General features: G+C 68.0%; 8 protein-coding genes. 6 read left to right on the top strand and 2 right to left on the bottom strand.

What is annotated here, in order from left to right; translation table 11 throughout:
- Positions 1 to 41 precede the first annotated feature (41 nt).
- From phaC to LRH25_RS11030, 5 genes are all read left to right on the top strand, one after another.
- Positions 42 to 1,733 carry a class I poly(R)-hydroxyalkanoic acid synthase gene (phaC, locus tag LRH25_RS11050; RefSeq protein ID WP_141288400.1) on the top strand — a complete coding sequence of 564 codons (1,692 nt, stop codon included), beginning with the start codon at positions 42 to 44 and terminating at the stop codon, positions 1,731 to 1,733.
- A gap of 111 nt (positions 1,734 to 1,844) precedes the next feature.
- Positions 1,845 to 3,026 (top strand): acetyl-CoA C-acetyltransferase, encoded by a 1,182-nt coding sequence (locus tag LRH25_RS11045; RefSeq protein ID WP_141288397.1) that lies wholly within the window; start codon positions 1,845 to 1,847, stop codon positions 3,024 to 3,026.
- 110 nt (positions 3,027 to 3,136) lie between these two features.
- On the top strand, positions 3,137 to 3,874 hold the full coding sequence (phbB, locus tag LRH25_RS11040; protein WP_141288396.1) for an acetoacetyl-CoA reductase: 738 nt from the start codon (positions 3,137 to 3,139) through the stop codon (positions 3,872 to 3,874).
- A 263-nt stretch (positions 3,875 to 4,137) separates the two neighbouring features.
- Positions 4,138 to 7,257: a PAS domain S-box protein gene (locus LRH25_RS11035; RefSeq protein ID WP_231011158.1), complete on the top strand. Its 3,120-nt coding sequence runs from the start codon at positions 4,138 to 4,140 to the stop codon at positions 7,255 to 7,257.
- Positions 7,254 to 7,661 carry a response regulator gene (locus LRH25_RS11030; RefSeq protein ID WP_231011157.1) on the top strand — a complete coding sequence of 136 codons (408 nt, stop codon included), beginning with the start codon at positions 7,254 to 7,256 and terminating at the stop codon, positions 7,659 to 7,661. The genes LRH25_RS11035 and LRH25_RS11030 overlap by 4 nt, the downstream gene beginning before the upstream one ends.
- A 1-nt stretch (position 7,662) precedes the next feature.
- Here the strand turns inward: LRH25_RS11030 and mnmH are convergent, their stop codons facing one another.
- Positions 7,663 to 8,709 carry a tRNA 2-selenouridine(34) synthase MnmH gene (gene mnmH / locus LRH25_RS11025; protein WP_231011156.1) on the bottom strand — a complete coding sequence of 349 codons (1,047 nt, stop codon included), beginning with the start codon at positions 8,707 to 8,709 and terminating at the stop codon, positions 7,663 to 7,665.
- Positions 8,710 to 8,955: 246 nt separating this feature from the next.
- Here mnmH and LRH25_RS11020 point away from each other — a divergent pair, with 246 nt between their 5' ends.
- A complete protein-coding gene (locus LRH25_RS11020; protein ID WP_141291098.1) occupies positions 8,956 to 10,398 on the top strand; it encodes a PPC domain-containing protein in 1,443 nt (480 codons plus the stop codon).
- A 59-nt stretch (positions 10,399 to 10,457) separates the two neighbouring features.
- Here LRH25_RS11020 and LRH25_RS11015 read toward each other — a convergent pair whose 3' ends face one another.
- On the bottom strand, positions 10,458 to 13,097 hold the full coding sequence (locus tag LRH25_RS11015; RefSeq protein WP_231011155.1) for a [protein-PII] uridylyltransferase: 2,640 nt from the start codon (positions 13,095 to 13,097) through the stop codon (positions 10,458 to 10,460).
- Between the last annotated feature and the right edge of the window lie 4 nt (positions 13,098 to 13,101).

Raw genomic sequence — 13,101 nt, 5'->3', positions numbered from 1 at the left:
AGCCGTTGAACAAGCGTTTTACCCCGTCGTCGTTCGAAGACATGGGTGCCCAGGCGCAAGCGCACGCCGATGCCTTTGGCCATGCCGTCGGCAACCTGCTGAAATCGTGGTCCGGCATCAGCGTGCCGGCACCCGCGCTGACGCAGTTGCGCGACGATTATCTGCAACAGGCCACGGCCATCTGGAACAGCGTGCTGACCAAGGGCGCAAGCGGTGCAGGCGAAGCACCGGCCGAGGCCAAGCCGCTGGCCATCACCGACAGGCGCTTTGCCGCAAAGGACTGGGGCAGCCACCCGGGCAATGCCTTCACCGCGCAGATGTACCTGCTGAACAGCCGCATGATGCTGCAGCTGGCCGATGCGCTGCAGGGCGACGACAAGACCCGCGCCCGCGTGCGCTTCGCGGTGCAGCAGTGGATAGACGCGGCCAGCCCGAGCAACTTCATCGCGCTGAACCCCGAGGTCCAGCGCAAGGCGCTGGAGAGCCGCGGCGAGAGCATTGCGCAAGGCCTGCGCCAGCTGTTCCACGACCTGCAGCAAGGCCATGTCTCGCAGACCGACGAGAGCCTGTTCGAGGTTGGCCGCAATGTGGCCACCACCGAAGGCTCGGTGGTGTTCGAAAACGCATTTTTCCAGCTGATTGAATACAAGCCGCTGACTGCCACCGTCTTCGAGCGGCCGATGCTGTTCGTGCCGCCCTGCATCAACAAGTACTACATCCTGGACCTGCAACCAGACAACTCGCTGATCCGCTACACCGTCTCGCAAGGCCACCGGGTGTTTGTCGTCAGCTGGCGCAACCCGGATGACAGCATGCGCGCCCACACCTGGGACGACTACGTCGAGCAGGGGGCGATCCAGGCGCTTCGCACGGTGCAGGAGATCACCGGCGCGAAGACCTTGGACACGCTGGGCTTCTGCGTGGGCGGCACCTTGCTGGCGACCGCTTTGGGCGTGCTGGCGGCGCGCGGCGAGCAACCGGCCGCGTCGGTCACGCTGCTGACCACCTTTGTCGATTTCTCCGACACCGGCGTGCTGGACCTGTTCGTCGACGAGTCTTCGGTGCAGCTGCGCGAGATGACGCTGGGCGCCGAAGCGCCGGGCGGCCCCGGGCTGCTCAAGGGCCAGGAACTGGCCACCACCTTCAGCTTCCTGAGGCCCAACGACCTGGTGTGGAACTACGTCGTCGGCAACTACCTGAAGGGCGAGATGCCGCCGCCGTTCGACCTGCTGTACTGGAACAGCGACTCGACCAACCTGCCGGGCCCGATGTACTGCTGGTACCTGCGCCACACCTACCTGCAGGACGAGCTGAAGCAGCCCGGCAAGCTGACTGTCTGCGGCGTGCCGCTGGACCTGGGGCTGATCAAGGCGCCCGTCTACCTCTATGGCTCGAAGGAAGATCACATCGTGCCTTGGAAGAGCGCCTACGGCTCGACCAAGGTGTTCAAAGGCCCCAAGCGCTTCGTGCTGGGCGCCTCCGGCCACATTGCCGGCGTGATCAACCCGCCTTCCAGCGGCAAGCGGTCCCACTGGATCAACGAAGGCCTGCCGCCCACGGCCGATGAATGGCTGGCACAAGCCAAGGAAAATCGCGGCAGCTGGTGGACCGACTGGAGCCAGTGGCTCGCCACCCACGCCGGCAAGCAGGTGCCTGCGCCAAAAGCGCCTGGCAGCAAGCAGCACAAGGCCATCGAGCCTGCGCCCGGCCGCTACGTCAAACAGCGCGCTTGACCCGATGGCCGCAGGCCTTGCCAACGCGCATCCTCAGCACCATCACCCCTGTCCCCGCCGCGCGTTGCCGTTTGCCTCGCGGCCCGAATCCACAGCAAGGAGTCTCATCCCATGACCACCGACATCGTCATCGTCGCCGCCACCCGCACTGCCGTCGGCAAGTTTGGCGGCAGCCTGGCCAAGACCCCGGCCCCCGAGTTGGGCGCCACCGTCATCAAGGAACTGCTGCGCCGCACCGGCCTGGCCGGTGAACAGGTCAACGAAGTGATCCTCGGCCAGGTGCTGACCGCCGGCTCCGGCCAGAACGCGGCGCGCCAGGCCGTCATCAAGTCCGGCCTGCCGAACGGCGTGCCGGCGATGACCATCAACAAGGTCTGCGGCTCGGGCCTGAAGGCCGTGATGCTGGCGCTGCAAGCCATCCGCGACGGTGACAGCGAAATCATCATTGCCGGTGGCCAGGAAAACATGAGCCTGGCGCCCCACGTGCTGCCAGGCTCGCGCGATGGCCAGCGCATGGGCGACTGGAAGCTGGTCGACACCATGATCACCGATGGCCTGTGGGACGTCTACAACCAGTACCACATGGGCATCACCGCCGAGAACGTGGCCAGGCAGTACAGCATCAGCCGCGAAGCGCAGGACGCACTGGCGCTGGCCTCGCAGCAGAAGGCCGCCGCGGCGCAGGACGCCGGCAGGTTCAAGGACGAGATCGTCGGCGTCAGCCTGGCGCAGAAGAAGGGGGACCCCATCGTCTTTGATGCCGACGAATTCATCAACCGCAAGACCAACGCCGACGCACTCGCCGGCCTGCGCCCCGCCTTCGACAAGGCTGGTTCCGTGACAGCCGGCAACGCCTCCGGCCTGAACGACGGCGCTGCCGGCGTGGTCGTGATGACGGCGGCCAAGGCCGCGGCGCTGGGCCTGACGCCGCTGGCCCGCATTGCCAGCTATGCCAGCGCCGGCCTGGACCCGGCCATCATGGGCATGGGCCCGGTGCCGGCGGCGCGCAAGGCGCTGGCGCGTGCCGGCTGGAAGGCGGCCGACCTGGACCTGCTGGAGATCAACGAAGCCTTTGCCGCGCAGGCCTGCGCGGTGCACCAGGAAATGGGCTGGGACACCAGCAAGGTCAATGTCAACGGCGGCGCGATTGCCATCGGCCACCCGATCGGTGCATCCGGTGCCCGCATCCTGGTCACGCTGCTGCACGAGATGCAGCGCCGGGATGCGAAGAAGGGCATTGCCTCGCTGTGCATTGGCGGTGGCATGGGTGTTGCACTGACGGTCGAGCGTTGAACCACAGCGAGACGCAGGGAATGTACGGACGTGTGCGGCCGGGCCGACGCGCGATAGTGGTTTGAAACCGCTGCTTTCCCTTCGATATCCAAGCTCAGGAGATAAAAGACATGACTCAAAAAGTAGCGTACGTGACCGGTGGCATGGGTGGCATCGGAACCGCGATCTGCCAGCGCCTGGCCAACAGCGGCCTGAAGGTCATCGCCGGCTGCGGCCCCAGCCGTGACTTCACCAAGTGGCTGGACGAACAGCGTGCGCTGGGCTTCACGTTCTACGCCTCGGTGGGCAACGTGGCCGACTGGGAATCCACCGTGCAGGCCTTCAAGACGGCCAAGGCCGAACACGGTCCGATCGACATCCTGGTCAACAACGCCGGCATCACCCGTGACCGCATGTTCCTGAAGATGACGCCCGAGGACTGGCATGCCGTCATCGACACCAACCTGAACTCGATGTTCAACGTCACCAAGCAGGTGGTGCCGGACATGGTCGAGCGCGGCTGGGGCCGGGTGATCCAGATCTCGTCGGTCAACGGCGAAAAAGGCCAGGCCGGCCAGACCAACTACTCGGCCGCCAAGGCCGGCATGCACGGCTTCACGATGGCGCTGGCGCAGGAAGTGGCTGCCAAGGGCGTGACGGTCAACACCGTCAGCCCTGGCTACATCGGCACCGACATGGTCCGCGCCATCAAGCCCGAGGTGCTGGAGCGCATCGTCGCGACGATCCCGGTCAAGCGCCTGGGCACGCCCGAAGAGATCGGCGCCATCGTCGCCTGGCTGGCGGGCGAAGACTCCGGCTTCACCACCGGTGCTGATTTCTCCTGCAATGGCGGCCTGCACATGGGCTGAAGCCTTTGGTCTGTGACAGCGGCATCGCGCTGGCATCGCGCCGCGACGGGCCTTGTGCCGGATACCCGCCCGGGTGCCCGGCACAGTCTCTTTTTTGCGATTTTTTGGCAGCACACGGGATCCCGGCCGCTGCAGTGATTGACCGCAGCCTTGCCGCGGCAGACCATGTCTGGCGGACTGCCTCACGGCCGTCACGAGGCACATGACCTCCAGGGGAGGCCCGACGCACGGCGGCGGGTCAGGGGGTGAACAGAAGGGCTGTCATGGATTTCCTGCTGTCTTTGCTCGGACGCAACGGCTTCCTGCCGCACGGCTACTGCTTCACCTGGGCGCCAGGCCTGCTGTGGCCGATGGTGCTTGCCGATGGGTTGATCGCGGCGGCGTATTTCTCCATTCCGCTGGCCATCGTCAGCTTCTACCGCAAGCGCCCGGACATCGGTTACCGCCCGGTGGCCTGGCTGTTCAGCGCCTTCATCTTTGCCTGCGGCATCACGCATGTGATGGACGTGTGGACCATCTGGCAGGCCGATTACGGGCTGCAGGTGCTGGCCAAGGTCTTCACCGCGGCCATCTCGGTCGTCACCGCCGTTGCCCTCTGGGTGCTGCTGCCACGCGCCTTGCGCATCCCGTCGGCAGCGCAGCTGCGCAGCGCGGTCAGTTCGCTGGAGGCCGAGGTCAGCAAGCGCCGCAGCGCCGAGCAGCACCTGGCAGGCATCGAGCAAAGCGTGGCCCTGACGCTGGACAGCATCGGCGCCGGTTTCATCGTCACCGATGCCCAGGGCAAGGTCACCCGCATGAACGAGGTCGCCGAGCGGGTCACCGGCTGGGCGGACGCGGAGGCACGTGGCCGCGTGCTGTGGGACGTGCTGGTGGGCGAAGGACGCGACGAGGCCCTCACCGGCGAGAATCCGGTGGAGGTGGTGCGCAGCCTGCTGGCCACGGCCGGCCCGGTGACCCGGCATGACCTGATCCGCTCGCGCAACGGCAGCCTGACCCCCCTGGAAGTGCGCGCCACGCTGGCCCCGAAAGACGGTGAAGGCGGCGAGCAGCGCGGCATGACGCTGGTGTTCCGGGACCTGACGCAGATCGAGGAGATCGAAGCCGAGCGGCTGCGGCTGGCCGCCATCGTCGACTCGTCCATCGACGCCATCGTCAGCAAGTCGTTGGATGGCCGGGTCACCAGTTGGAACCATGCTGCCGAAACCCTGTTCGGCTACACCGCCCGCGAGGTCATGGGCCAGCCGGTGCAGGTCATTGCCAACCCCGAACACGCGATGGCCGAGCCACACATGCTTGCCGACATTGCCTCGGGCCACAGCGTGCCGCCGTTCGACACCGTGGCCCGGGCCAAGGGCGGGCGCCACTTCGAGGTTTCGGTCAGTGTCTCGCCGCTGCGCGACCCTTCCGGTCGGGTCGTGGGCAGCGCCAAGATCGTGCGCGACCTGAGCCCGCAGCGGCGCGCCGAGGCCGCGCTGCGCGAGAGCGACGCCCGGCTGCGGCTGGCGCTCGATTCGGCCCAGATCGGCGAATGGGACATGGACCTGGCGACCGGCGCCACCCGGCGTTCGATCCGCCATGACCGCTGCTTCGGCTACAGCCAGCTGCAGCCTTCATGGTCCTTCAACACGCTGCTGGCCCATGTGCACCCGGAAGACCGGCCCGAGCTGCAGGCGAGTTTCAGCGCCGCCGTCGAGCAGCAGGGCGACTGGCAGGCCGAATGCCGCGTGCGCTGGCCAGACGGCAGCGTGCACTGGATCAGCCTGCAGGCCGGGCTGCTGCACGACAGCGGCACGGCCGGCCGCATGCTGGGCATCGTGACCGACATCACCCAGCACAAGCTGGCGCAGGAAGCGCGCCAGAAGGCCATGCGGCTGGAAGCCGAGAACCAGCAGATCCAGACCGCCAGCCGGCTCAAGAGCCAGTTCCTGGCCAACATGTCGCACGAACTGCGCACGCCGCTGAACGCGGTGATCGGCTTTGCCGACCTGCTGCACAGCGGTGCAGTACCGGCGCAGTCGCCCAAGAACCGCGAGTTCCTCGGCCACATCGCGGCCAGCGGCCGGCACTTGCTGCAACTGATCAACGACGTGCTGGACCTGTCCAAGGTCGAGTCCGGCAAGTTCGAGTTTTTCCCGCAGCAGCTGGCGCTGGCACCGCTGGTGCGAGAGGTCTGCGACGTGCTGCAGCCTGGCATGCAGCGCAAGCAGTTGCGCCTCGTGCTGGACCTGGACCCGGCAGTGGACACGGTGGATCTGGACCCGGGCCGGCTCAAGCAGGTGCTCTACAACTACCTGTCCAACGCCATCAAGTTCACGACTGAAGGCGGGCAGGTCACCATCCGCACGCGCCCCGAGGGCCCGGCGCATTTCCGGCTGGAGGTGGAGGACACAGGCATCGGCATTGCCGAGGCCGACCTGCCGCGCCTGTTCGCCGAATTCCAGCAGCTGGACACCGGCTACAACAAGCAGCACGCCGGCACCGGCCTGGGCCTGGCACTGACCCGCCGGCTGGTGCAGGCCCAGGGTGGCCGCGTGGGCGTGCGCAGCACGCTGGGTGCCGGCAGCGTGTTCCACCTGGTGCTGCCGCGCGTGAAACCCGATCCTGCCGACGGCCTGATGCTGCCGCCGGCCAGCCACCGGCTGCTGGTCATCGAGAGCGATCCGCGGCTGGTGCGCAGCCTGGCCGACACCGGTTTCCTGGTCGACGCGGCAGCCAATGCCGTGGAAGCCGTTACCCAGGCCAGCCAGCAGGCCTATGACGCCATCTTGCTGGCGCTGCGCCTGTCGGGGCGTGGCGGCCTGAGCGTGCTGGCCCGCATCCGCGAGTCCGGCCCCAGCCGCAGCGCGCCGGTGCTGGCGCTGAGCATGCCGGCGGGAGACACCGGCGAGACCGCGAGCTTCCCCGTCGCCGACCTGCTGGCCAAGCCGCTGCAGAACGGCGAGCTGTCACAGGCGCTGGGCCGGCTGGCGCTGCCGGTCAGCCGCCGGCCACGGCTGATGGTGGTGGACGACGACCCGCTGGCGCTGGCGCTGATGCGTTCGTCGCTGGCCCAGCTGGGCATTGACGCTGTCTGCCTCGCCGATGGGCGGGAAGCGCTGGAAAGCCTGTCGCAGCACCGGCCGGATGCCTTGATCCTGGACCTGATGATGCCGGGCTTCGACGGCTTCGAGATGCTGGACGCCTTGCAGCGCCTGCCCACCTGGCGCGAACTGCCGGTGCTGGTGTGGACCAGCATGGTGCTGACCGACGACGAGTACGGCCGGCTGGCCACCTCGGCCCGTGCCGTGCTTGGCAAGGGCGGCGGTGCACTGGCCGACACCCTGGGCGCGTTGCGGCGCTGGCGGCCGCCTGTGGTGGCCTTGACCGAAGGAGACCTGCTGTGACCGTTGACACCCACCGCGCCGCGCGCATCCTCATCGTCGATGACAACGCGATGAACGTCGAGCTCACCAGCTACGTGCTCAGCGCCGATGGCCTGGAGGTCGATGCTGCAGAGGACGGCCTGGCCGCGCTGGACCGGGTGCAGGCCAACCCGCCGGACCTGATCCTGCTCGACATCCAGATGCCTGGCCTGGACGGGCTGACACTGGCGCGCCGGCTGAAGTCCGACCCGGCCACGCGCCACATCGTGCTGGTGGCCTTCACCGCTTATGCGATGAAGGGCGACGACGCCCGCATGCGCGCAGCCGGCTGCGACGGCTACCTCTCCAAGCCGATTGACGTGACCAAGCTGGCGGCCCAGGTGCGCGAGATGCTGCCGCCCGGGATTGGCACCGCGATCGGCTGAGTCAGGTCAGCAGGCTGCGTGCAGCCGCCTGCAGCGCCGCCGCCTGGCCGTCCGCCAGCGGCAGCGCACGAACCGGCGCATTGCCGCGGCGCTGCTGCCTGTCGTACAGCGGGTCGTAGTGCTGGCTCAGCAGCTCGGGCAGGAGCTGCGCCCAGGCACCGGCCCGGGCCAGCGCCTGCCAATGGGCCACGGTGGCGTTGCCGCGCAGGCTGTTCAGCTCGGCCAGGCGCTCGCACAGCGCTTCGGGCTGCGCGGTGAAGAACCGGTACTCGTCCAGCAGCAGCTCGGTGCGCGCCGGAATGTCCATCTGCAGTTCCACCCAGCCTGCCGGGGCCTGCAGTGCGGCCAGCACGCTGTCCGGCAGCTGGCGGGCGCCAATGCGCCGGCTCTCTGCCTCGACAAACACCGGCCGCCGCGGGTCGAAACCCTGCAGCTGCTGCCAGATCTGCCCCTCGAACTGTTTTTGCCCTGGCTGGGCCACGCCGGGCAGGCCGCCCAGCACCGAGCCGCGGTGGGCGGCCAGCGCCTCCAGGTCCAGCACCTGTGCCCCCTCGTCCGCCAGCGCTGCCAGCAGCCGGGTCTTGCCGCTGCCGGTGCGCCCGCGCAGCACCTGCCACTGGAAGCGGCCGGGCAGGGTGGCCAGGTCTTCGCGCACCTGGGCCCGGAAGGCCTTGTAGCCGCCCTGCAATTGGCGGGTGCGAAAGCCGATCTGCGCCAGCACCAGCGACAGGCTGCCCGAGCGCTGGCCGCCGCGCCAGCAATAGACCAGCGGCCGCCAGTCCTTGGGCTTGTCGGCCACGTGGCGCTCCAGCATGTCGGCGATGCGGCGCGAGACCAGCGCCGCGCCCTGCTTGCGAGCCTCGAAGGTCGAGACCTGGGTGTAGACCGTGCCGACATGGGCGCGCTCGGCGTCGTCCAGCACCGGCCAGTTGACGGCGCCCGGCAGGTGGTCGTCGGCGAACTCGGCCGGCGAGCGCACATCGATCACGCAATCGAACTGCGCTGGCTGGGCCAGCCAGTCCGGCACCTGGATGGGAGAAAAACTCATGGGAGGAAGGCGGGCATCGCGGCGATTGTCCGCTGGATCAAAGACAGGCCAGCGGTCACGGCCAGCCCTCGAAAAGGCCTCCGTTGCCAAATCCTTGCCACGCTTGCCGGGAGACCGGCAAAAACCAGAAAAAACCAAGACCGGCGAGGACTCCGTTGCCGGACTGCTGGGCATGCTTCGCCGCATTGGTTGCCGGCGTGCCTGCATGCCGGTTTTTGCTTTCATCTGCCTTCGGAGCTCATCCCCATGTCCCAGTCCCGGACCTCGTCCCTCGCCTTGTTCTCCCGGCCCGCGTGGCTGGCCTGGGGCCTGCTGGCCACCGCTGCCGCCAGCGCTGCCTCGGATCCCTACAAGACGCCCGCCTCGTCGGTCGGCGCCATCGCGCTGGCCAACGACACGGTGTTGGCCGTCAGCGACGGTGGCGACACCAAGCGCTTCTACACAATCGACGTGCCCGAAGGCGCCGGCTCGCTGACCGTCAGTGTGACCGGCGGCAGCGGCGATGCCGACATGTGGATGGCCGCCGCCGGCAAGCCGGTCAGCAAGATGCACTATGACTGCTACACCGGCGCCGAAGGCAACAACGACGTCTGCACCTTCTACAACCCCAAGCCCGGCCGCTACACGGTCATGCTGAGCAGCATCTACATCGGCGGCTACACCGATGCGCAGCTGCTGGCCAGCTACACCCTGGGCACCCAGCAGGGGCCCAAGGCGATCAAGCTGGCGTCCGGCGTGCCGGCGCAGGTGTCCGGCGCGGCCGGCAGCTCGGTGCTTTACAAGGTCAGCGTGCCCAAGGGCACCTCGCACCTGGTGGTCAGCAATGCCGGCGGCAGCGGCGATGTGAGCCTGTCCATGAAGTACCAGCAGGAACCCAGCCCGGACGGCAATGGCTGCGGCATGAGCTGCGACCAGGGCTTCCCCAAGGTCGGCACCTGGTACGTGAAGGTGACAGGCAACACCGATTTCCAGAACGTCGCGCTGACGGCCCAGCTGTCCACCCCGTCGCCCTTGACCGACCTGGGCAACGGCGTGCCGCTGACCGGCCTCAGCGGCAGCTGGGGCGACAGCGACATGCACTACTACAAGATCGACGTGCCCGAAGGCGCCGGCAAGCTGACAGTGGCGACCACCGGCAGCACCTCGGCCGACCTGCTGATGTATGTCAGCCGCGGCGAGGTGCCAAGCTGGTGGCAATACGACTGCAGCTCGGACGTGTTCGGCAATGGCGCCAACGAAACCTGCGTGTTCCCCACGCCCAAGGCCGGCACCTACTACATCGGCCTGAGGAGCTTCGACAGCTACAGCAACGTCGCCCTCACTGCCACCTATGAGCTCGGCGGTGGCGGCTACACCGGCGCGGCCTGCCCATCAGGTACCACGCAGCACGTCGGCACGCTGTACCGCGGCCAGGCGGCACGCTTCAAGTTCGACTCGGCCGGTGGCAAGGTTGGCGCGAAGATGACGGTGCAGACCGATTTCATGCACGACGAGATCTACCCGCTGGACTTCGACCTCTACCTGGAGCAGAAGATTGCCGACGGCCAATGGCAGGTCATCGGCTCGTCGACCAGCGTGAGCACCGATGGCACGGTGACGACGAAGACCGCGCCAGCCGGCATGCTGCGCTGGACCGTGACCGCGCTGGACGGCTCGGGCGACTTCCGCCTGTGCACCAGCGGCGAGTGAACTGAAGGCGAGGCGCTGAAAGGGCGCCTCGTGGCTTCATCAAGTTGCTGGCGTTGGCTTCAAGTTGCTGGCGCGATGGCGTCCAGCAGCTCGCTTTCCATCTGCAGCTGCACCTTGGGCTGGGCCAGCGTCATGCCGCTGATCAGGAAGGTGTCTTCCACCCGCTCGCCCAGGGTCGAGACCTTGGCGAGCTGCAGGCTGATCTGGTGCGCGCCCAGCACGCGGGCAATCGCGTACAGCAGCCCGGAGCGGTCGCTTGCGCTGACCGACAGCAGCCAGCGCTGGCCCCGTTCGTCCGGCCGCAACTGCACCCGCGGCTTGACCGGGAACGAACGCACCCGGCGCGAGACCCGGCCGCGGCTGGGCTCGGGCAACGGGCCGCTGCTGGCCAGCGCCAGCGCGGCCTGCGTCTCGACCAGCGAGATCATGTCGCGGTAGGCGGTGGCGCCCTGGTCGTCGGCCAGCGGGTTCACGACCTGGAAAGTGTCCAGCGCGTAGCCGGTACGCGTGGTGTGCACCTTGGCATCCTGGATCGAGAAGCCGGTGCTGTCGAAATAGCCGCAGATGCGGGCAAACAGGTCCGGCCGGTCCTGGGCATAGACCAGCACCTGCAGCCCTTCGCCGATGGGCGAGGGCCGGGCCCGGACGATGGGCTTGTCCGTCGCCAGGTGGCGCCACAGCGAGCGGGCATGCCAGGCCACTTCCGAGCCGTCGTGCCGCGCGAAGTAGCTGACCTCCAGCGTGGCCCACAGCGGCTCCTCGGTGCCCGGCAGCGCCGAGTGCAGCGCGAGCAGGTGGCGAGCCTCCTGCTTGCGGGCCTCGATCTCGGCGTCCGCGTTCGGCGCCGCGCCGCCCAGCGCACGCAGCGTGAGCCGGAACAGGTCTTCCAGCAGCTTGGCCTTCCAGGCGTTCCACACCTTCGGGCTGGTGCCGCGGATGTCGGCCACCGTCAGCAGGTACAGCGCGGTGAGGTGGCGAGCGTCGCCCACGTGGCGGGCAAAGGCGGCGATCACGTCCGCGTCCGACAGGTCTTCCTTCTGCGCCACACGGCTCATCGTCAGGTGTTCGCGCACCAGGAATTCGACCAGCGCGGCGTCGGCCTTGTCGATGCCGTGGTCGCGGCAGAAGCGCCGCACCTCGGTGCCGCCCAGCTCGGAATGGTCGCCGCCGCGGCCCTTGGCCACGTCGTGGAACAAGGCTGCGATGTAGAGCAGCCAGGGCTTGTCCCAGTTCGCCGCCAGCTGGGCGCAGAACGGGTATTCGTGGGCATGCTCGGGAATGAAGAAGCGGCGCACATTGCGCAGCACCATCAGGATGTGCTGGTCCACCGTGTAGACGTGGAACAGGTCATGCTGCATGCGGCCGACGATGGCCCGGAACACCCACAGGTAGCGGCCCAGCACCGAGGTCTGGTTCATCAGCCGGAAGGCGTGGGTCTGGCCCTCGGGCTGCTGCAGGATCTCCATGAACAGCGCGTGGTTCACCGGGTCGCGCCGGAAGCTGCTGTTCATCACGTTGCGGGCGTTGTAGAGCGCGCGCAGCGTGCGGGCCGACAGACCCTTGATGCCGGGTGTCTGCTGGTAGATCAGGAAGGTTTCGAGGATGGCATGCGGACTGTCCAGGTAAAGGTCGTCGCGGATGACCTCCAGCATGCCGGCCCGGTCGAGGAAGCGGGCGTTGATCGGCCGCATCGGCGCCGTCTCCGAGCCCATGATGCGTTCCTCGATGTTCAGCATCAGGATCTGGTTCAGCTGGGTCACCGCCTTGGCGGCCCAGTAGTAGCGCCGCATCAGCACTTCCGAGGCGCGCTCGTTGCCGGTGCCGTGGTAGCCGAAGCTCTCGGCCACGGCGGTCTGCAGGTCGAACACCAGCCGGTCTTCGCGCCGGCCCGCCACCAGGTGCAGGCGCGCGCGGATCAGCTTCAACGTGCCTTCCTGGCGCTGCAGCTGCTTGACCTCGAACTGCGTCATCAGCCCCTTGGCCGCCAGCTCGCCCCAGGTCTTGCCCAGGCCTGCGGCGCGGGCCACCCACATCACCACCTGCAGGTCGCGCAGGCCGCCCGGGCTTTCCTTGCAGTTGGGCTCCAGCGAGTAGGGCGTGTCTTCGTACTTGACGTGGCGCTGGCGCATTTCCAGCGCCTTGGCGCGCAGGAAGGCCACCGGGTCCATGGCTTCGTCGGTCGCGCGGCGGAAGCGGGTGAACAGGCGGCGCGGGCCGCAGAGGAAGCGGCTTTCCAGCAGCGCCGTCTGGACCGTCACGTCATTGCGGGCTTCGCCCACGCATTCGTCCACCGTGCGCACCGAGGAGCCGATCTCCAGCCCGATGTCCCAGCAGCCGGTGATGAAGTCCGACACGCCCGCCTGGCAGGCCGGGTCGGCCTCGGCACCGGCCGGCAGCAGCACCAGCACGTCAATGTCGGAATAGGGGCACAGCTCACCACGCCCGTAGCCGCCCACCGCCACCAGCACTGCGCCCCGCGGCAGGCAGGACTGGAACCACAGCTGGGCCAGCGTCGCGTCCACATGCCGGGCCAGCGCCCGTGCCAGTCGCGCTGCGCTGGTGACCGTGGGCCTGGCCTCGCGGAAATGGGTCAGCAAGGCCGCCTTGCCGTCCTTGAAGCGGCGGCGCAGCTCGGCCACCGGCACGGCGGCCTGCGGCGGGATCGGCGGCTGGATGACGGACTCTAGGACTGCAGACATCCGG

It is taken from the genome of Ideonella azotifigens, from assembly GCF_021043325.1.
Lineage (GTDB): Bacteria > Pseudomonadota > Gammaproteobacteria > Burkholderiales > Burkholderiaceae_C > Ideonella > Ideonella azotifigens.
The sequence above is the reverse complement of the archived record's forward strand: the minus strand, read 5'-3'. Positions and strand labels throughout refer to the sequence as shown.

What these genes read in the sequence shown, in the direction of transcription:
- phaC (WP_141288400.1), top strand. Translation starts at nt 42, where the DNA reads ATGGGTGCCCAGGCGCAAGCGCACGCCGATGCCTTTGGCCATGCCGTC.
- LRH25_RS11045 (WP_141288397.1), top strand. Translation starts at nt 1,845, where the DNA reads ATGACCACCGACATCGTCATCGTCGCCGCCACCCGCACTGCCGTCGGC.
- phbB (WP_141288396.1), top strand. Translation starts at nt 3,137, where the DNA reads ATGACTCAAAAAGTAGCGTACGTGACCGGTGGCATGGGTGGCATCGGA.
- LRH25_RS11035 (WP_231011158.1), top strand. Translation starts at nt 4,138, where the DNA reads ATGGATTTCCTGCTGTCTTTGCTCGGACGCAACGGCTTCCTGCCGCAC.
- mnmH (WP_231011156.1), bottom strand. Translation starts at nt 8,709, where the DNA reads ATGAGTTTTTCTCCCATCCAGGTGCCGGACTGGCTGGCCCAGCCAGCG.
- LRH25_RS11020 (WP_141291098.1), top strand. Translation starts at nt 8,956, where the DNA reads ATGTCCCAGTCCCGGACCTCGTCCCTCGCCTTGTTCTCCCGGCCCGCG.
- LRH25_RS11015 (WP_231011155.1), bottom strand. Translation starts at nt 13,097, where the DNA reads ATGTCTGCAGTCCTAGAGTCCGTCATCCAGCCGCCGATCCCGCCGCAG.